Below are 18,320 nucleotides of genomic sequence, written 5' to 3'. Positions count from 1 at the left end.
ATTGGCCGGGCCCCGCCCCCCGGTTTTTTTTTGGGTTGGTTGGGGGGGGGCCGCGGGGGGGGGGGGGGGGGGGCGGGGGGGGGGGGGGGGGGGGCGCCCCCCCCCCCCCCCCCCCCCCCCCCCCCCCCGCAACTCGGTGCGATCAGCCGAGCAACCCCAGCGGAAGCGCCCGACAGGACAGCACCTGACCAACCTCAGCCGGGCCGCCCAACAGGACCAATGGACCGAATGCGCCCGCCAACAGGACGACTTCTGCCATGGGAACCCGCTCATCCTGTCGACGCGGCGGAAAGCGGGTGGAAGAACGGACAGACGGAGGGCTAACGGTTGGAACCAACGCCCGAGCGGCGGATGCTTCAGCCCCGAGGTTTCGCGTAGCCGACCTTTAGGCTCGCGCTTCGGCCAGCCGGGCTTGCCAGTCAGCCGGTACGCGGTCAGCGGGACCGGGTACGGTCTGCCCGTCGGGGTGGCAGTCCGGCGCTGCCAGCGTCGGCCCGTCGTAGTAGTCGTTGCTCGCGAAATCCCAGAACCAATCCTCACCGGGCTCGAAACTCTGGATGATCGGATGCCCGGTCTGCTCGTAGTGCGCGGTGGAGTGCTTCGACAGCGAATCGTCACAGCAGCCGATGTGCCCGCACTCCGCACAGCGGCGCAGGTGGAACCACCATCCTCCGGTCGCCTCGCACTCCACGCATCCGGTGCCGCTCGGTGGGACAGCCGGATCGACGCCAGGCGAGGCAATCACGGCTACAGGCCGCTGTAGGTGTGCAACCCCTTGAAGAAGAGGTTGACGATGGTGAAGTTGAACATCACCGCGCCGAAGCCGACGATGGCGAGCCATGAGGAGCGGGAGCCGCGCCATCCGCGGGTCGCCCTGGCGTGGATGTACCCGGCGAAGATGGTCCAGATGATGAAGGTCCAGACCTCCTTGGTGTCCCAGCCCCAGTAACGGCCCCAGGCATGCTCGGCCCAGATCGCACCGGCGATGAGGGTGAAAGTCCAGAAGACGAAACCGACCACGATCACGCGGTAGGCGAGGTTCTCCAGCTTCTCGGCGTTGGGCACCGTGTCGAGAAAGGTGAGCCCGCTGAACCTGTTCGCTTCACGTCGCACCTGCACGAGCTGGGCGAGCGAGAGACCGGCGCCGATGGCGAAGAATGCAGTGCCGAGGCTCGCGACGAAGACATGGATGACCAACCAGTAGGACTGCAGCGCCGGCGGAAGCGGAACCACGTTGACGTAGAAGCCGACGGTGCCGAAACCGAGCACGATGAGGGCGAAGCCGGTGATATACGCACCGAGCCATTTCAGGTTCTGCCACACCTGAACGAACACGAAAACGCCCACGATGATGGCGGATGCTGTGAGCGAAAACTCGAACATGTTGGCCCACGGCACACGGTGCGCCGCGACCCCCCGAAGCACCGTCCCGGCAGCGTGCAGCACCCAGCCGAGAGCGGTCAGGGCGTAGGCGACCCTCTCGAAACGGCTCGAGGCTCGACCGGCGGGTGGCACCTCAGCCACCAGGGGGCGCTCGATGGTGGTGACACTGCCGGCGCTGGTCAGTTGGCCGACGCGCGCCGCCGGAATCGCCTCAGCGACGGCCGGTGCCGCGGCAGAGCGTCTGGCGAGGTCGAGCGTGAAAGCAATGAATGCGAACAGGTAGACGCCCATCGCGGAATAGATCGCGACGAGGGAGTAGAACGCCAGATTGTCGGAGGTCACGAAGTCAGCTTAAGCCCGAGCTGCTGTGAGTGTCGCGCCGCGATATCCGCCACTGCGGCATCGAGACCGGGGTCTTCGCCCCGTGCCAGTCCCGCGTACTCGAGACGCAGTCGGCCGTCGGATGCCTCGATCACTTTCACCCACACTCTGCGGCGCGGGATGAAGAGCGAGGTGAGGAGCCCACCGAGTACGAGTATGGCGAAGAAGAGCACCCACCCCTGGGTCGGATCGCGGTGAACGTCGAGTGAAACGAAACGCGGAACGCTCAGCTGGAGATTCTTCGCGTCGGATTTCGGGGCGGCGTTCTCGAAAGTTACCGACCCGAGGCCCCCGGGGATCGTGGCAGTCTCCCCCGGTTTCAACCTGATGGTGGCGGCGTCGATACCGGGACCCGCGATCTCGGTCATCTTGTCGGTGTTGAGCGAGTAGCTCGAGGTCGGCACGCCCTTGTCGATGCCGAGGTCGCCCTTGTAGACGACGAGGGCCAACTCCGGATTGTAGAGATCGGGGTTGTTGGATGCCGAAGCTCCGGCGGAGTCTTTCACCGCGGTCGGATACAGCAGTGCCCGCATGCCGACCTGAGACGACAGCCCGTCGGCGATCTTCACGATTCCGAGCGAAGTGAGGTTGGCGTCCTGGGGAAGAAATGGCACCTTCTCGGAGAAGACCACCTTGCCGGTCGGATCCTTCACCGTGACGAACGGCGCGTAGCCGTTGCCGAGCAGATAGACCTGGTTTCCGCCAATCTCCAACGGCGAGTTCACCTTGAGCACCTGCTTCTTCGCTCCACCGGAGCCTTCGTAGGTGGTCACCTTCAGGGTGTAGTCGATGGGCTGGCCGAAAGCGTTGAGGTTCTCCTTCTCGTACTTGGCCGTGAAGTCGTCCACCACGAGACGGTAGGGCTGCAGTTGGTTGTCGTTGAAGAATCGGCCGGGGTTGAACGAGTCGAAGCTGATGCGCACATTGGCGAAAGCCTGCCCGACCACCAGCACTTTCTGCCCGGTGTAGCCGAACCCCCCACCGATGCCCACCGCCAGCAGGATGCCGATGAGCGCGGTATGGAAGATCAGGTTTCCGGTCTCTCGCAGGTAGCCACGCTCGGCGGAGACGGAGAACTCCGGTCCGTCCGGTCCACGGTTTTCGAAGAGCTGCACCCGGTAGCCGGACTTGCGCAGGTTCTGGCGAGCGGCCTCGACGGTTGAGGTGGCCGTGATGGGAGCGGACGCGGCATCCAGCTGGCCGGGCGCGATCTCGAAGGCGCTGAATGCGGCGAGTCTATCGAGGCGGGCGGGCGTGCGTGGCGGCTTCGACCGCAGGGCCTTCAGGTGGAAGGCGGTGCGCGGGATCACGCAGCCGATCAGCGAGATGAAGAGCAGTAGGTAGATGGCCGAGAACCAGGCCGAACTGTAGACGTCGAAGAGCTGGAGCTTGTCGAGCACCGGCGCGAGGTCTTTGTTGTTGGTGAAGTAGAGCGAGACACCGTTCGGGTCGGAACTGCGCTGCGGAAAGAGGGAGCCCGGCACTGCGGCGATCGCGAGCAGCAACAGCAGGAAGAGCGCTGTGCGCATGCTGGTGAGCTGGCGCCAGAAGAACCGCAGGTAGCCCACGGGGCCGAGCTTCGGCTGGTTGAGATCGCTTTTCGGCCTGGGTGCCGGGGAATCGATGTGATCAGAGGGACGGGACAAAACTGCCGATCACCGACCCGAGGCTGGAGACGAACATCTGCCACAGTCCGCTGACCATGAGCAGGCCGATCAGGATCATGAGGCCGCCGCCGATCACATTGATCACTCGGATGTGGCGCTTCAGCCAGGCAACCGAACCGCTGACCCAGTTGAGTCCCATCGCCACGAGCAGGAACGGGATGCCGAGCCCGAGGCAGTAGAGAATGCCGAGCAGTAGTCCGCGCCACGGACTGCCGCTGCCTGTGCTGAGCAGAGACACAGCGGTGAGGGTCGGGCCGATGCACGGTGCCCAGCCGAGGCCGAACACGATGCCGAGCAGCGGCGCACCACCGAGCCCCGTCGCCACCCGCCACTCCGGCTTGAAGCTGCGCTGCATGAATCCGAACTGGCCGATGAAGACGAGACCCATCACGATCACGATCACACCGGCGATGCGGGTGATCAGGTCTTTCCACGGTGTCAGCAACACGCCAGCCACCGAGAACAGCACGATGAACAGGATGAAGACGAGGCTGAACCCGAGAATGAAGAGCGAGACGCCGAGCAGCAGTCTGCCGCGATCTTTCTTCTCCGCCCTACCGGTGAACCCACCGACGTAGGCGAGGTAGCCGGGAACCAGGGGAAGCACGCAGGGCGACGCGAAGGCGAGGATGCCGGCGAGCAGAGCGATCGGCATGGCGAGGGCCAGGTTGCCGCCGAAGACGAGCTGCGAGATCGGGTTGTCCACTACTTTCCCTCGGAGAGGGTGCCGGAGATGAGGCTGTTGAGGATCGAGGCGGACTCGAGCTGGCCGACGATCCTCGCGGCGAGTCGTCCCTTGGCGTCGAGCACATAGGTGGTGGGCGTCGCGGTCGGAGGGATGACGCCAGAGAAGGCGATCCTGGCTGCGCCGCTGTCGAGGTCCATCACCGAGGGATAGGTGATGCCGTACTTCTTCTCGAAGGAGAGCGCCTGGTCGGGCTGGTCGAAGATGTTGACACCGACGAACGCGACGCCCTTGTCCTGGTACTTCTGGTAGAGCCCCTGCAGGGTGGGCGCCTCCGCACGACACGGACCGCAGGTGGCGTACCAGAAGTTCACGACCACCACCTTGCCCTTGTAGTCGCCGAGGGTGAGCGGCATGCCATCTTCGGTCTTCGCCGTGAAGTCGACAGCCTTGGCGCGGTCTTCGGGCTTGACCAGCACGGGTGCACCGTTGTCGTCCGTGTAGCTGGTCCCGCTGCTCGTGCTGTAGTCATTGGCGAGCTTGTCGGTGGTGCAGCCGCTCAGCAGAAGCGTCGCCGAGACCCCAAGGGCCACGACGGAGGTGCGGAAACTCACGGTCACGCGACCCGGCACTCTCCTGCGGCCCGGCGCTTTCACACAGCCCGGCGCTTTCACACAGCCCGGCGCTTTCACACAGCCCGGCGCTTTCACACAGCCCCCAGGTCGATGGACTGGGCGAGCAGGTCCGCCGCAGGCTCCTGATAGCCGACCTGCACGAAACGTTCGCCGTGCTTCTCGAGCGTGGTGATGCTGGAGAGGGCACAATGTCGCTTGCGCGGGTCGTGCAGTGGCTTCAGTCCGGCCAACGAACGCTGCACCATCACGATCGGCATCTGGTGGCTGACCATCACGACCTCGCCGTCGTCGACGGATGCCCAGGCGTCCTCGATCACGGACAGCATCCGCGCAATGACGCTCACGTAGGGTTCGCCCCAGCTCGGCTTGAACGGGTTGATCACCCATGGCCAGACCCGCGGCTTGGTCAGCACCGCGGCGCCGAACTCGAATTTGCCGCCCTCGAACCTGTTCGTCGGCTCGATCAGGCGCTCATCGGTGGTGATGCCGACACCGAAGTCCTGCGCCCACGGTTTCGCCGATTCCTGCGCACGCTGCAGCGGGCTGGCATACAACCCGGTGATCGGATGCCCTGCCAGTTGTTTGGCTGCGGCCTCCGCCATGCGGTGCCCCAACTCCGAGAGGTGGTACCCCGGAAGCCGCCCGTAGAGGATCCTCTGCGGGTTGTACACCTCACCATGACGGACGAGATGAATCTGGGTTGCGGCCACGGCCCCAAGTCTACGTTTTGCTTCGCTGCCAGAATCCCGAGAGAACGCCCTGCGCGCCTCATCCGTTCACCGCTCTCGAATACTGAACCGCTCCCCAATACTGAACCACTCCCGCAGAAGGGCCTACCCGGGCACGACTAAACTCGGGGACCGTGAGCGAACGCACCCTGATCAAGAACCTTTCCGCCTCAGCCGACGGCGACATCACCGTGTCCGGGTGGGTGGAGACGGTGCGCGACCAGAAGAAGGTGCAGTTCGTCGTGCTTCGCGACGAGTCGGGTGCCGTGCAGCTCGTCAACCCGCGCAGCTTCGGCGACGACGGCGTTGAAGTGCCGAGCGAGATCGCCACAGCCATCTCCGGCCTCAGCCAGGGCACGTTCCTCACTGCGACGGGCGAGCTGAAGCATGACGAACGGGTGAAGCTCGGCGGAGTCGAGATCAAGCTTGCGGGCCTGGAGATTGCCACCGTCGCGATCGCCGAGACTCCCATCGCAGCGGACTCGAGCATCGACAAGCGCATGGACTGGCGCTTCCTCGACCTGCGTCGTCCGGAGCAGAATCTCATCGCGCGCGTGCAGACCACGTTCGAGCATGCCCTGCGCACGTATTGGATCGACAACGATTTCATCGAGATCCACACTCCGAAGCTGATGGCGAGCGCCAGCGAGTCGAAGGCGGAACTTTTCGAGGTCAAATACTTCGAGGGCAAGGCCTTCCTCGCCCAGAGCCCGCAGTTCTTCAAGCAGATGTCTCAGCCTGCCGGCTTCGGCAAGGTCTTCGAGGTGGGTCCGGCATTCCGTGCCGACCCGAGCTTCACCAGCCGTCACGCCACCGAATTCACCAGTGTCGACTCCGAGATCAGCTGGATCGACAGCCACGAAGACGTGATGACGCTGCACGAGAATCTTCTCGTCGCAGCTCTCACCGCGATCAAGGAGAAGCACGGCGACGAGATCGCAGCCCTCTTCGACGTCGAGGTGACGGTGCCGACCACGCCGTTCCCGCGCATCCCGCTCGCCGAAGCGAAGCGCATCGTCGCCGACCGCGGCTACGAGGTTCCTCGGCACGACGACGACATGGACCCGGAGGGCGAGCGCCAGATCTCGGCCTACGTGAAGGAGACGTTCGGCCACGAATTCGTCTTCCTCACCGATTACGCCGCAAGCATCCGGCCGTTTTATCACATGCGCCACGCGGATGACGCGGGCCTCACCAAGAGCTACGACCTCATCTTCAACGGGGTGGAGATCTCCACCGGCGCCCAGCGCGAGCACCGCATCGAGGTGCTCGAAGCGCAGGCCCGCGAGAAAGGGCTCGACCCGGAAGAGCTCAGCTTCTATCTCGACTTCTTCCGCTACGGGGTTCCGCCGCACGGTGGCTTCGGCATGGGACTCAGCCGCGTGATCATGCTGCTGCTGCACCAGGCCAACCTGCGCGAAGTCACCTACCTGTTCCGCGGGCCGACGAGGCTCCTTCCCTAGCTGGTCAGCGTCGGCGGCCTGAACGCACCGCGCGACGTGATCAAACGCTAGCCACGACTGCACTCTGCAACCTAGACCGCGCCTGTCATCACTGCCTAGAGTGAGAATCGACGTGGGAATCGACGCCCGACGCGACGAGAAAGCAGGCGGGTCATGGCCGGTAAGTTCGAACTGTACGAAGACAAGGGCGGCCAGTACCGCTTCCGCCTCAAGGCCGGAAACGGCGAGGTCATCGCGGTTTCCGAGGCCTACTCCTCCAAGGCCAGCGCGAAGAACGGCATCGATTCCGTGAAGACGAACGCTCCGGATGCTCCGGTAGTCGAGGTCTAAGCATTCCCTGAAGTCGCGGGGGTGTGGGCCCCGAGCCTGTGGCGCGCCGCCGGGGCTGATACCGTGACGACCATGGAAAACGGATCCCCCGACAGCAGGCAGACAGCAGTAGACGCGGGAAGGAAACTTCTCGCGATCCTCACGGAGCACATCGAATTGCTGGCGAGTGAGAAGGACCAGGACGACGCCGCGGTCGAGGTGGACCGCCAGCTCTGGGAAGCCGTCGGCGCCTACGGCGAAGCCCTCGACGACCTCTACGGCGATGAGGACAAAGGCGGCGAGGCGGATGAACCCGAGGAAATCACCTTCACGGTGCGCACCCGCTACGACTACACGGTGATCGACGAGAAGGCATTCCTCTCGGCAGGCAAAGGCGTCGGCGCCGCCGTCGTCTCGCTGCTCGAACGCGCGGGCGGCAAACCGATCAGCGCTCTCGAAGTTCCGTCGCTCGAAACCGGTAGCGGCATCCTCACCGTGCACCTCAATAACGAACCGCTGGCCTCGACCGACTTCCAGTCAGCGGACGAGCCGACCGATCTGCTTCTGGTCGCCCCCAACGAGAGCCTGGCCTTCGTCCTCGACGAACCGGTCTACGAGTCGCGGGCCGAAGCAGAGGCCGCGGCTAAACTGCGCGACATCTAGGCGTACTGCCCAGGACGTTTGCGATGTCCTGGTGCCGTTGAGTACGGAGAACTCTACGAGGACTCGCGGTGCAGGAGAGTGTGGTGCACTGTACGTTGCACCTCCGGGCCACTCGCGGGAAGCTCGCCGGCGTGCATGCGGGTCACGAGATCCACTCCGAGGCGCCCCACCTCTGTGAGGTCAAGTGCCAGGCTGGAAAGCTCGGGCGTGCTGATCCTGCCGAGCTCCAAACCGTCGATGCCGATCACGGCGCATTGCGCAGGCACCGCGATCCCACGATGCCGCAGCGCCTTCATAACGCCGAAGGCCATGTGATCATTGAACGCGATGATGCCATCGATGTCCGGAGCGGCGTCGACCAGGGCGGCGCCGCCCTCTTGCCCCCCGTCGACCGTCTGCTCGCCGTAGACCATCAGGGGATCAAGCCCGAGTTCGGCCATCGCAGCCAGGTACTGCTCGCCACGAATCGACGGCACCTCCGGAGGACCGGCGTCCACCATTGCGATGCGCTGCCGACCGGAACCGTGGAGGTACTGCACGGCCTCCCGCAGCCCAGGACCGAAGTCGAGCTCGATCACGCCTCGGTGCCCGGCCTCGGGCTTCGTCTCGAGTGCCACTACCGGCAGGTTGCCGAATACCTGATCGAAGTCACTTCCGGGAACGCGGATGTAGCCGATGACGGCGTCGACCTGCTGCGCCAAACCGACCAACAGGTCGGACACGCCCTGCGGACTGTGGGCGATGTCCGAGATGAGCACGTTCCAGCCGCGATCCGCCGCTGTGCTCACCACGCTCGCCGCCAGGGCCGGGTAGTAGGGGTTGGTGAGGTCGTCGAGCACGAATCCCAGGGTGGGCTGATGGCCGAGCACGAGCCCGCGACCAAAGCGGCTCGGCCGATACTTGAGCTCTTTGGCTGCGGCCAGGACCCGCACCTTCGTCGACGCGCTAATGCCACTCATGTCATTCATGGCACGCGTCACGGTCTGCCGAGACACTCCGGCAGCCGCAGCGACGTCGAGCACTGTCGCCCGCCTCGGTACGGTGGCCCGCGCTCTTGCCGTCATCGTTGACACGCTAGCAGTCGCCGTCGTCGGCCACCCGCCCATCGGCATTTACTGGCCTCTCTACCCAATCGCTTCGATGACGAATGCGATCGTACGCGCCTCGGGCCTGAGGCGGAGGTCGACGGTGACGTCGGGCCCGCAGGCTGCGCTACCGAGGCCCTGCTGGACCGCATCGAGGTAGAGGTGCGTGCCAGTGGTCGGCGGAATCTCGTGTGGATGAGCGGCGCTGGAGATCTCTTCGGCTGTGTGTCGTGACAGCGTGAACCCTGGCAGCCGCCCCCGCTGGTCAGCTTCGGTCGTGATCCGGAGCTGCGAGGTCGGGCCCATCACCAGATCGAGCTCGCGTACTGCGCTCCGATGGCCAGTCTCCTGCGGCTTCGCGTAGGCGATGCCGAGGTCGTCGATCGAAGCCTTGTAACGTCCGACGAGCGCGGCCCTGACGCTGTCGGGGTATGACTCGAGCGGACCGGTGCCGAACCATGCGACGCCATCGACCCGGGCGTCGAAGTCGAAGCGCACTCCGATACGTGGCAGCACGAGATCCCACCCGGCCGATGGCACGATCTCGATACGCGCGGCCAGACGACGTCCGTCCAGCGGCGTCCAGGTCGTGTCAACCCAGAATGCGTCGGCGTTGTCTCCGGCCGACCATCGCATCCGCGTCCGCACCTGTTGCTCATCCGCCTCGATGGCGTCGACCCGGCCGACCAGTCGATGGAGTCCTGCTGCACGCCAGGATGGCTCGTTCGTCCTGTCATTGTCGGTGGGGGCTCGCCAGAGGCTGAGGCGCGGCCCGACGACCGGCAGCCCGTCGATCGACGCCAGCGCCCCGTGTTCGAAGACTGCAGGCCCGAGCTCGAGGCGTTCCGGCGGTAGCACCACGCCTCGTACCGGTGCGGCGTTCCGCAGTATGCCGGTGCCGCGCGCGGTAGCTCCAGAGCGGCGAGCGGCGAGGGCAACTGACGACGTCAGGTCCGCCTGCGCGGCCGTGATCACGTGGCCCGCGTCGGCCCACGACGTTCCTGCGGCAAGCGCGCCCTCGACGGTAAGCCAGGTCTCCGAGTCTGCGGCAACCGATAATTCGGGGAACGGGACCGTGACAACTTCTCCGGGTCTGAGCGGCCCGCCATCGGGTCGTGCTACCTCGAGCAGACCCTCGGCGACGCGCACGCCGTCGTGCTCGAGGCGCCAGGTGAAGCGGAAGCCGCCGGTGTCTGCGGAGTGCTGGCGGTTGGTCACTTCGAGCAGGGGTCCGGATTCTCCTCCCGTCAGGAAGGAGAGACGCACGGGCGCCACGACAGCCTTGAATTCGTGGAGGCCGGGCGTGGGTGTGTTGTCGCTCAGGACCATGCCGTCCATCACGAAGTTGCCGTCGTGCATCACCTCGCCGAAGTCGCCGCCATACCCGTAGAACGGGATCCCGTCTGCTGTCTTCGTGAGGATGCCGTGGTCGCGCCATTCCCAGACGAAACCGCCGTGGAGGCGCGGGTAACGGTTGAAAAGATCTTCGTAGCGGTCGATCGCCCCCGGACCATTGCCCATCGCGTGGACGTATTCGCACAGGATGAATGGCTTCGAGCGTTGACGGAGGGACTCCGTCTCATCACACCCCTCGAGCACGAGGCCAGGCTCGTCGCGACCAAGCGCTTCGACCTCGTCGAGAGGGGAGTACATACGGGAGTAGACATCGGTGTACTCGCCGCGGTAATCGCCTTCGTAGTGCACCGGACGCGACGAGTCTCGCGCGTGCACCCACGCAGCGCACGCTGCGAGGTTGGCGCCGGTTCCGGCCTCGTTACCCAGCGACCACATGACGATGCTCGCGTGGTTCTTATCGCGCTCGACTGTCCGCTCGATCCGGTCGAGAAGCGCATCTCGCCAAGCGCCGTCCTCGCTGGGATTACCCTTCCAGCCCGTGCGGTAGAAGCCGTGGGCTTCGTAGTCGTTCTCGAGTACGACCCAGAATCCGAGTTCGTCGGCCAGATCGAGGACTCGCGGGTGCGGTGGATAGTGGCTCGTGCGGATCGCATTGACGTTGAACTGCTTCATCAGCAGCAGATCGGCTCGCGCCTGGCTTTCGTCGAACACACGCCCCAGCACCGGGTTCGTCTCGTGGCGATTGACGCCGTGGAACACGAGGCGGCTGCCATTGACCGTGAAGAGGTCACCGCGGATCTCGACGGTCCGGAATCCGAGGCGAAGCGCGACAGTTTCGCCCGTGGACGCCACCGTGGCATCGTAGAGGCGGGGCAGTTCCGCAGACCATGGCTCGACATTATCGAGGATGATCGGCGCAACCTCGGCGGCAGTACTCCAGGTGACATCGAGGCCGAGCTCAGGCACAGAGACGGTCACGGGGAACGCGTCTTCACCGGCAACGATCTCAGGATCGAGGCCGCCCGCACCTGTGGTGTCGTCGTAGCTCGCTCGCAACCAGACATCGCCGAGCGCTCCGACAGGACGGGCGAGAAACGTCACGTCCCGAAAGATACCGGGTAGCCACCACTGGTCCTGGTCCTCCAGGTAGCTTCCAGCGGACCACTGGTGCACGCGAACCACCAGCAGGTTTTCACCGCTGTGCGCGACCCCGCTGACGTCGAACTCCTGCGCCAGCCGACTGGCTGAACCCACACCGATCTCGGCGCCGTTCAACCAGACCCGATAACGCGACTCCACGCCGTCGAAACGGAGGAGGATCGCACCGGCGTCGGCGAACGCCGGCGGAAGCACTATCGTGCGGCGGTAGTCCCCGGTGGGATTCTCATCGGGAACGTTCGGTGGTTCGACGGCGAATGGGAACGGCACGTTCGTGTAGGCGGGGCGACCGTAGCGCTCCTGTTCATCGAGGATCCAGTGGCCAGGAACCGTCACGGTGTCCCAGGCGCTGTCATCGTATGCGGCCGTCGCAATGTCGGCGACACCCTCCCCGCTCGGTAGCACGCCGGCACCACCGAGCGTCCCTGGAGCTCCCGGCAACAATCGGAACCGCCATTCGCCGTTGGCCGAAACCTCGGGGGCGTCTGAGACGAGCCTCGAGCGCGCCGGAACGCGCATGCCGCGACCCGGTCCCCGATCGGTGAGGTAGTGGTCGATCGTGCCACTCATGAGATAGCGGGCCTTTCAGTCGAAGTCAGCCGAATCCAAGCGATGCCCATACGATGCGAGGTCGACCCGCGATCGGGCACGTCGTCACAATCCAGCCGTGAACGTTCACGTGTATCTGACGCTACGGAGATATCCGCCAGCCGTCAAGCCTCGCCAAAACGGTTCCGATCGGGAGTGATCTCCCAGGACATTTCATCCCCAATTCGGGCTTTAAACGTTGACACGACCCTCAAGCAGTGTAATAGTCGTCCACATTCGTGATCGTTCACGAACCGCACGTTAAACCTTTCGATGATGAAACTGGAGACAGTGTGAATGCTCTATCCCGCCGCGGATTCCTCGCTAGCGCCGCAGGATTGGCCGGGCTCGCCGCAGTCGGCGCTTTGAGCGGATGCGCACCGCGCACCGCCTCGATCTCGCCGGATCCCGCCGTCCTCACCATGTGGTACTGGAGCAAGGCCGCCACCGACAAGCTGCTCGGTCCGGCCCGCAAAAATATCCAGGGGACCAAGCGCCGCCTCCGCACCGACCTGGTCGGCGGCAACTTCGATGCGAAACTCCGCACGAGTCTTGCCGGCAAGGCATACATCCCCGACGTCACGATGATCAATTCGAATGTGTCCTCGTACTTCCCCATCGAGGAGCAGTTCATCAATCTCAACGATCTGGGAGCAAAGCGGTTCGCCAATAACTTCCTCGACTGGAAGCTCCAGCTCGGCGTCACCGACTCGGGAGCGCAGCGCTTTTGGCCCGCGGATACCGGCCCCACCTCGCAGTTCTACCGGCGGGACATATTCGAAAAGGCCCGACTACCGAGTGAGCCCGCGGCGCTCTCCGCACTTTACAAAAACTGGGACGCCTGGCTCGATTCGGCCATGCAGCTCAAGAAGAACACCAAAGCCAGCATGATCTCGAACGTACAGCAACTGTTCACCCAGCTCCTCGGAGCCAGCAAAGACCGCTACTTCACGAAGGACGGGACCGCAATCTACGAAGCCAGCGACTCGGCCGTGCGCCAGGCCTGGGACATCACCGTTAAGGCCTCCCGGGCGGGCATTACCGCAAAGGCATATACCGATGGCGAGAAGAACGCTGGCTATTCGAGTGGCCGCCTGGCCGCGAATATCGAAGCGGTGTGGTGGTCTCCGACCCTCAAAAGTCTCGCCCCCAAGCAAAAGGGGCTGTGGGGAGTAGCTCGCCAGCCTGGCCCGGCCGGCAACAACGGTGGCTCGTTCTTCGCTGTGCCGAAGGCATCCAAAGATCCGCAGGCCGCCTTCGACTTCATCAGCTGGATCACCTCTCCGGAGAATCAGGCCGTCGCCTTCGACGATATCCAGCTCTTCCCGTCGACGCCGGGCACCTTCGACCTCGTTGGCACCGAGGCCCCCGACGCCTTCTACGCCGGCCAGAGCGTCGTCAAGGCGTTCTCCAAAGCTGCGGAGCAGATCCCAATCACCTTCATCAGCCCCTACGAGACCCAGGTGTCCGACGGCGTCATCCGTGAACTCACCAACATCGAGACGCAGGGCAAAGACCCGGATCGGGCGTGGAACGACGCGATGGCACAGGCGAAACGCCAGCTCGCGAAGAAAGGACTGCTGGGATGACCACGACCTCCGTGCGCCCGCCCGTCGACGAGCGACCGGTGACCTCGCCGAACGCCACCCCGAAGAAGCCATCGATCCTGCGACGCTATTGGCCGCAGTATCTCGCCATTTCTCCGTTCTATATTCTGTTCGCGGTCTTCGGCCTGTTCCCGATCGTGTTCTCGCTCTATATTTCATTCCAGGATTGGGATGGCGTCGGCGCCATGAAATTCGTGGGTCTCGGCCAGTACGCCTACCTGATCGCCGATCCGCGTTTCTGGAACGCCGTTTTCAATACCTTCGCGATCTGGTTTATGTCCACGATTCCGATGATCTTCCTGGCGCTCGTGATCGCCTTCATGTTGCACCAGAACATCCGGTTCAAAGGTTTCTATCGGGTGGCGTACTTCCTGCCCAATGTCACCTCGATGGTCGCGATGGCGATCGTATTCGGTTCAGTCTTCTCAGACAGCTTCGGCATCATCAACTCTGCGCTCACCTCACTCGGGCTCGACAAAGTGCCGTGGTTGACCTCCGAATGGGGCATGAAAGTCACAATCTCGCTCATGATCATCTGGCGTTTCACGGGATATAACGCGATCATCTTCCTGGCCGGTCTCCAGTCGATTTCTCCAGACCTCTACGACGCCGCGAAGATGGATGGCGCCGGTACCTGGCGAATCTTCGGGCAGATCACCGTCCCGCTGCTGAGGCCGGTGATCCTCTTCTCGGTGATCACATCTACCATCGGCGGTCTCGGTCTCTTCACCGAACCGCAGGTGCTCCTCGGCGATAACGGTGGACCGAACGAGGGCGGTATGACGATCGTGCTCTACCAATACAACCAGGCCTTCACCCAGTTCGACTTCGGCTACGGTTCCGCGATCGGCTGGGCACTTTTCATCATCTCCGCACTCTTCGCGATCATCAATTGGCGACTCGTGGCGGAACGGGGAACCGGCATCAAGCTGCTCAAGCGAGGACGGGGTACGACCGATGACAAGCACTGAGACCACCACCAGAGTTGATTCGCAGAATGACAGCGCCGACAGGGGGCGTCAGGGGCTGCCGCCGTCCGGTGCCGGGCACGAGCATCCCGTGGCCAGGCGCCGGCTGGGAGCGGCAGTCACGCACCTCGTAGTGATCATCGGCGTCCTACTGTCGATCTTCCCCTTCTACTGGCTCGTCGTGATGTCGACGAACAGCACCGCCGACATCTTCGGCTTCCCGCCCAAGCTGACCTTCGGGCCCGAGCTATGGAAAAATATCGGCAACGTGATGTCGAACGTCGATCTCTGGTCGGCTCTCGGCAACACACTCATCGTGTCGCTGGCCTGCGCGTTCCTCGTCATGCTGTTCGACTCGCTGGCGGCGTTCACCTTCGCGAAATACAAGTTCCCGTTCAAGAATGCGCTGTTCGCGCTGCTGCTCGTCACATTCATGATCCCTGGCCAGCTCTCGCTCGTTCCGAACTTCGTGATCATGGCGCAGCTCGGGTGGATCGGCACACTGCAGGCGCTCATCATCCCAGGGGCGGCCAACGCCTTCGGCATCTTCCTCCTCCGTCAACTCGCAGCCGGGGCTATCCCCGACGAGCTGGTCGAGGCGGCCAGGATCGACGGGGCCGGCTTCTTCCGCACCTACTTCTCGATCGGCATCCCGATGCTGCGCGGCGGCCTCGCTTTCCTCGGGATCTTCACCTTCATCGGCGCGTGGAACGACTACGTGTGGCCGCTGGTCGTGCTCGTCAATCCGCAACGCCAGACCTTGCAGGTAGCGCTGTCCCAGCTCAACTCGGTCTACAACACGGACTACGGCATGGTGATGGCGGGCGCGTTGATCAGCGTGCTGCCGCTGATCGGCGTATTCCTCATCGGCTCGCGACACTTCATCGCAAATATCGCGGCCGGCGCCGTGAAGGGCTGAGCATACGGATTGCGAGCAGAGGTCACGCGCAGAACTTGGCGGTGTGACCTAGGAGAGGAAGTCGACAGTCGCCTGCTGGCTGATCACGGAACGGATGAACGCGGCGACCGCCCGGTGGTCGGGATTGTCCTGGTAGGCCTGCAGGCCGGCCTCGTCGTCGAAGTCGACGATCAGCCCGAGGTCCCAGTGGTTGGGACCATCCACGACTGTCGAGCCGACGCTGAGCGCCCGAATCGACGGCACGACACCAACGAGCGATTGCAGCTTCGCCACGATCTGAGTCGCATGCTCGCTCCTGGTGTCGGCATCCTCCGCCGCGATCTTCCACGACACGATGTGCTTGATCATCAAACCTCCAGTAGGGCGCTGCGGAGCCGGTCGGCATCCACGCGCCAGATGTTGTGCACGCGACCGTTGAGCAGCAGCACGGGAATCTCATCGACGTACTTCTCGAGCAGTTCCGGGTCATCGAGAATCGACAACTCCTCGACCGAGATGGACGGTGCGGATGCCACGCCGCCAAGTTCCGCGACCACCGAAGTGATGACATCCCGCGCCGTTTCGCACAGGTGGCAGTCCGGCTTGCCGATGAGGGTCAGGACCGCGGTGGACACTCCCCTAGAATAACCCGACGAGGTACTGCGCGAAGGTGATCGTGAATTGCGAACATTGGACCGCTAGCATGGACCGCGATGTATCCAGACCACTCTCCCGAGCAGCCGAGCCAACGGCCAATCATCGCCTTCTTCGATGTCGACAACACGCTGCTCCATGGTGCCGGCATCTACCACGTTGGTCGCGCAGCATGGAAGGCCGGATACATCGGATTCCGCGACATCTCGCGATTCGCCTGGCAGCAATTCAGGTTCGTGGCCGTCGGTGAGAACAAGAAGCACATCCTGAACACCCAGGAGCGCGCCCTTCAGCTGGCGGAGGGCCATCCGGCCGACGAACTCCGGCGTCTCGCCGAAGACATCTACGAGCGAGAACTTGAGACCCGACTCTGGCCGGAAACCGTCACCATCGCGAGAGAACATCTCGACAAGGGCCACGAGGTCTGGCTCATCACCGCTGCGCCGGTGGATGTCGCCGCCGTGATCGCTCGCAAACTCGGCCTCACCGGCGCCCTCGGCACACTCCTCAGCGAGAGCGACGGCAAGTTCACCGGAGAGTTCGACGGCCCCATCCTTCACGGCGACCGCAAAGCCGAAGCCGCAGAAGCACTGGCGGCGAAGTTGGGGGCCGACCTCGCCGACTGCTGGGCGTATTCCGATTCACGCAACGACATCCCGCTGCTCGAGCTGGTGGGCAACAGAGTCGTCGTCAACCCGGATGCCGGCCTCTCGAGCCATGCGAAAGAGCGCGGCTGGCCTGTGATGAAACTCGACCCCGCCAGCATCCGCGCAGCCAGGCGTCGTGTTCGCCGCGACGCCAAGGCTGCGGGCGGCGGGGAGAAACGCAGCGCCTGACGCGGAAAACGACGGTCACCTGCAAAGCGCAGGTTAACAACACAAAGCGCAGGTTAAACACAAAGCGCCAGACCCGATCGGTCCGGCGCTTATGCCGTGGGTTCCGCTGTGCGAAACCTACTTCTTGTTGCGACGCTGGTGGCGAGTCTTGCGAAGCAGCTTGCGGTGCTTCTTCTTCGCCATACGCTTACGACGTTTCTTGATTACGGAACCCATACGCACCTCACATTGGTGGCCTCACGGGCCATGAACAGACGACCGGGTCCGTTCAGACCTCGGAAAATTGCCTCGGGCTATCTTAGCCGGTGAATCGGGTGGCGAAAATTCCTGACGTCAAGCCACCACGCTCAGGATTCGGCTAGCCAGCGTCGGAGATATGGGAATCGATCGCCGACTCCACCGCGGATTCCGGCACGCGAAAGGAGCGCCCGAAGCGGATCGCCGGCAGTTCGCCCGCATGCACGAGCCGATAGACGGTCATCTTCGAGACGCGCATCATGTCGGCGACCTCGGCCACCGTCAAGAAACGTACCTCTGAGAGATCGCGTGCCATATCGACTTATGCCCCTTGTTCCAGCGTGAGTGGGAACGACAGCACTCATACCTCTGTTACTGGAGTGCTAATCGGTAACTGTAGGGGCTAATGTGGCCCGCTGGCAACCGCCTATCTGGGGTCTTTGCGCCCCAGTTTCTTCTTGATCGGTTCGATCACCCGGCGCTCGACCTCGTGCGAGGCCTCCTGGATGGCGCTGCGAGCTTCGGCCGCGGCACGACCGACAGCGATTCCAGCGTCAGTCGGATGCTGCAGCGTCTCGGCCGCACGACGAATCGGCTCTGGCACCTGCGCACCCGACCAGGCGGCGAAGACTGTAGAGGAATCATCCGAAGTCGTCTCGAAGTCCGCGCTGAGAAAGGGGATGAGCCAGTCTTCGACTTCTTCCAGCGGGCTGGTGTCGATGCAGTAGTAGCGGTGCTGGCCCTCCTCACGCACCGTGACGAGACCATGGTCGCGCAGCACCTTGAGGTGCTTGGAAACGGTGGGCTGGCTGAGTCCGAGCTTGTCAACGATCTCGCCCACGCTGATCTCTCCAGAATCGGAATCGGAGGTCACATAGCGGTCGAGCAGAACCTGGAGCAGGTCGCGTCGAGTAGCGTCGGCAACCACGTCATAGATGTCAGCCATTGCAACAGGCTAGCGGGCGATGCGGTGGGAGTACCATGACATGCTGTTGCGGAGCCACGGGGTGAGGGGACTG

General features: G+C 63.8%; 20 protein-coding genes. 7 read left to right on the top strand and 13 right to left on the bottom strand.

The genetic code is table 11. From position 1 onward, the window contains the following. Window positions 1-385: 385 nt before the first annotated feature. From ABIB56_RS17145 to ABIB56_RS17120, 6 genes are all read right to left on the bottom strand, one after another. The gene (locus tag ABIB56_RS17145; RefSeq protein WP_354570439.1) at window positions 386-742 is read right to left on the bottom strand and encodes a UBP-type zinc finger domain-containing protein; all 357 of its coding nucleotides are present in this window, start codon (window positions 740-742) and stop codon (window positions 386-388) included. Window positions 743-747: 5 nt separating this feature from the next. Beyond that, entirely contained in the window at window positions 748-1,725 is a 978-nt protein-coding gene (ccsB, locus tag ABIB56_RS17140) for a c-type cytochrome biogenesis protein CcsB (protein WP_502917622.1), read from the bottom strand. After that, window positions 1,722-3,332, bottom strand: coding sequence for a cytochrome c biogenesis protein ResB (gene resB / locus ABIB56_RS17135; RefSeq protein ID WP_354570435.1), 1,611 nt, complete (start codon window positions 3,330-3,332; stop codon window positions 1,722-1,724). Before resB ends, ccsB begins: the two co-directional genes overlap by 4 nt. A 61-nt stretch (window positions 3,333-3,393) precedes the next feature. After that, complete coding sequence (locus ABIB56_RS17130; protein WP_354570437.1) at window positions 3,394-4,086, bottom strand: cytochrome c biogenesis CcdA family protein; 693 nt, start codon at window positions 4,084-4,086, stop codon at window positions 3,394-3,396. Window positions 4,087-4,136: 50 nt separating this feature from the next. Beyond that, window positions 4,137-4,736, bottom strand: a complete 600-nt coding sequence (locus ABIB56_RS17125; RefSeq protein ID WP_354570434.1) for a TlpA disulfide reductase family protein — start codon at window positions 4,734-4,736, stop codon at window positions 4,137-4,139. Window positions 4,737-4,822: 86 nt separating this feature from the next. After that, entirely contained in the window at window positions 4,823-5,461 is a 639-nt protein-coding gene (locus ABIB56_RS17120; protein ID WP_354570433.1) for a histidine phosphatase family protein, read from the bottom strand. 152 nt (window positions 5,462-5,613) lie between these two features. On the opposite strand from ABIB56_RS17120, the gene aspS reads away from it, so the two are divergent. The 3 genes from aspS to ABIB56_RS17105 all read left to right on the top strand — a co-directional run bounded on the left by aspS (window position 5,614) and on the right by ABIB56_RS17105 (window position 7,914). Beyond that, entirely contained in the window at window positions 5,614-6,942 is a 1,329-nt protein-coding gene (gene aspS, locus ABIB56_RS17115) for an aspartate--tRNA(Asn) ligase (protein WP_354570432.1), read from the top strand. 153 nt (window positions 6,943-7,095) lie between these two features. Further along, window positions 7,096-7,272: a YegP family protein gene (locus ABIB56_RS17110; RefSeq protein WP_354570431.1), complete on the top strand. Its 177-nt coding sequence runs from the start codon at window positions 7,096-7,098 to the stop codon at window positions 7,270-7,272. A gap of 72 nt (window positions 7,273-7,344) precedes the next feature. Continuing rightward, a complete protein-coding gene (locus ABIB56_RS17105; RefSeq protein ID WP_354570430.1) occupies window positions 7,345-7,914 on the top strand; it encodes a hypothetical protein in 570 nt (189 codons plus the stop codon). A 53-nt stretch (window positions 7,915-7,967) separates the two neighbouring features. On the opposite strand, the gene ABIB56_RS17100 is transcribed toward ABIB56_RS17105, so the two are convergent. Beyond that, on the bottom strand, window positions 7,968-8,978 hold the full coding sequence (locus ABIB56_RS17100) for a LacI family DNA-binding transcriptional regulator (protein ID WP_354570429.1): 1,011 nt from the start codon (window positions 8,976-8,978) through the stop codon (window positions 7,968-7,970). Between the two features lie 60 nt (window positions 8,979-9,038). Continuing rightward, window positions 9,039-12,083: a glycoside hydrolase family 2 TIM barrel-domain containing protein gene (locus tag ABIB56_RS17095; protein WP_354570428.1), complete on the bottom strand. Its 3,045-nt coding sequence runs from the start codon at window positions 12,081-12,083 to the stop codon at window positions 9,039-9,041. A 311-nt stretch (window positions 12,084-12,394) separates the two neighbouring features. Between ABIB56_RS17095 and ABIB56_RS17090 the strand changes: the two genes are divergently transcribed. Genes ABIB56_RS17090 through ABIB56_RS17080 form a run of 3 tightly spaced genes read left to right on the top strand, consistent with a single transcriptional unit; the run spans window position 12,395 to window position 15,595 of the window. Then, window positions 12,395-13,690: an ABC transporter substrate-binding protein gene (locus ABIB56_RS17090; protein WP_354570427.1), complete on the top strand. Its 1,296-nt coding sequence runs from the start codon at window positions 12,395-12,397 to the stop codon at window positions 13,688-13,690. Continuing rightward, the gene (locus ABIB56_RS17085; RefSeq protein WP_354570426.1) at window positions 13,687-14,679 is read left to right on the top strand and encodes a carbohydrate ABC transporter permease; all 993 of its coding nucleotides are present in this window, start codon (window positions 13,687-13,689) and stop codon (window positions 14,677-14,679) included. The genes ABIB56_RS17090 and ABIB56_RS17085 overlap by 4 nt, the downstream gene beginning before the upstream one ends. Beyond that, window positions 14,666-15,595, top strand: coding sequence for a carbohydrate ABC transporter permease (locus ABIB56_RS17080; protein ID WP_354570425.1), 930 nt, complete (start codon window positions 14,666-14,668; stop codon window positions 15,593-15,595). Before ABIB56_RS17085 ends, ABIB56_RS17080 begins: the two co-directional genes overlap by 14 nt. 48 nt (window positions 15,596-15,643) lie before the next feature. Here ABIB56_RS17080 and ABIB56_RS17075 read toward each other — a convergent pair whose 3' ends face one another. Beyond that, a complete protein-coding gene (locus ABIB56_RS17075; protein WP_354570424.1) occupies window positions 15,644-15,943 on the bottom strand; it encodes a Dabb family protein in 300 nt (99 codons plus the stop codon). Next, the gene (locus ABIB56_RS17070) at window positions 15,943-16,209 is read right to left on the bottom strand and encodes a glutaredoxin family protein (protein ID WP_354570423.1); all 267 of its coding nucleotides are present in this window, start codon (window positions 16,207-16,209) and stop codon (window positions 15,943-15,945) included. The genes ABIB56_RS17075 and ABIB56_RS17070 overlap by 1 nt, the downstream gene beginning before the upstream one ends. A 78-nt stretch (window positions 16,210-16,287) precedes the next feature. Here ABIB56_RS17070 and ABIB56_RS17065 point away from each other — a divergent pair, with 78 nt between their 5' ends. Next, entirely contained in the window at window positions 16,288-17,064 is a 777-nt protein-coding gene (locus ABIB56_RS17065; protein ID WP_354570422.1) for an HAD family hydrolase, read from the top strand. A 117-nt stretch (window positions 17,065-17,181) separates the two neighbouring features. Here ABIB56_RS17065 and ABIB56_RS17060 read toward each other — a convergent pair whose 3' ends face one another. The 3 genes from ABIB56_RS17060 to ABIB56_RS17050 form a co-directional block, all read right to left on the bottom strand. Beyond that, complete coding sequence (locus ABIB56_RS17060) at window positions 17,182-17,280, bottom strand: 30S ribosomal protein bS22 (protein WP_003792170.1); 99 nt, start codon at window positions 17,278-17,280, stop codon at window positions 17,182-17,184. Window positions 17,281-17,422: 142 nt separating this feature from the next. Beyond that, a complete protein-coding gene (locus tag ABIB56_RS17055) occupies window positions 17,423-17,617 on the bottom strand; it encodes a helix-turn-helix domain-containing protein (protein WP_354570421.1) in 195 nt (64 codons plus the stop codon). A 111-nt stretch (window positions 17,618-17,728) separates the two neighbouring features. Next, window positions 17,729-18,247, bottom strand: coding sequence for an ArsR/SmtB family transcription factor (locus ABIB56_RS17050; protein ID WP_354570420.1), 519 nt, complete (start codon window positions 18,245-18,247; stop codon window positions 17,729-17,731). Window positions 18,248-18,320 lie beyond the last annotated feature (73 nt).

This window comes from Glaciihabitans sp. UYNi722 (genome assembly GCF_040549465.1).
Lineage (GTDB): Bacteria > Actinomycetota > Actinomycetes > Actinomycetales > Microbacteriaceae > Lacisediminihabitans.
This window is presented reverse-complemented; position numbering and strand designations above follow the sequence as displayed.

Excerpts from the sequence above, each read along its gene's own strand:
- ABIB56_RS17130 (WP_354570437.1), bottom strand. The coding sequence starts at position 4,086 with ATGCCGATCGCTCTGCTCGCCGGCATCCTCGCCTTCGCGTCGCCCTGC.
- ABIB56_RS17110 (WP_354570431.1), top strand. The coding sequence starts at position 7,096 with ATGGCCGGTAAGTTCGAACTGTACGAAGACAAGGGCGGCCAGTACCGC.
- ABIB56_RS17105 (WP_354570430.1), top strand. The coding sequence starts at position 7,345 with ATGGAAAACGGATCCCCCGACAGCAGGCAGACAGCAGTAGACGCGGGA.
- ABIB56_RS17100 (WP_354570429.1), bottom strand. The coding sequence starts at position 8,978 with ATGACGGCAAGAGCGCGGGCCACCGTACCGAGGCGGGCGACAGTGCTC.
- ABIB56_RS17095 (WP_354570428.1), bottom strand. The coding sequence starts at position 12,083 with ATGAGTGGCACGATCGACCACTACCTCACCGATCGGGGACCGGGTCGC.
- ABIB56_RS17085 (WP_354570426.1), top strand. The coding sequence starts at position 13,687 with ATGACCACGACCTCCGTGCGCCCGCCCGTCGACGAGCGACCGGTGACC.
- ABIB56_RS17080 (WP_354570425.1), top strand. The coding sequence starts at position 14,666 with ATGACAAGCACTGAGACCACCACCAGAGTTGATTCGCAGAATGACAGC.
- ABIB56_RS17075 (WP_354570424.1), bottom strand. The coding sequence starts at position 15,943 with ATGATCAAGCACATCGTGTCGTGGAAGATCGCGGCGGAGGATGCCGAC.
- ABIB56_RS17065 (WP_354570422.1), top strand. The coding sequence starts at position 16,288 with ATGTATCCAGACCACTCTCCCGAGCAGCCGAGCCAACGGCCAATCATC.
- ABIB56_RS17060 (WP_003792170.1), bottom strand. The coding sequence starts at position 17,280 with ATGGGTTCCGTAATCAAGAAACGTCGTAAGCGTATGGCGAAGAAGAAG.
- ABIB56_RS17055 (WP_354570421.1), bottom strand. The coding sequence starts at position 17,617 with ATGGCACGCGATCTCTCAGAGGTACGTTTCTTGACGGTGGCCGAGGTC.
- ABIB56_RS17050 (WP_354570420.1), bottom strand. The coding sequence starts at position 18,247 with ATGGCTGACATCTATGACGTGGTTGCCGACGCTACTCGACGCGACCTG.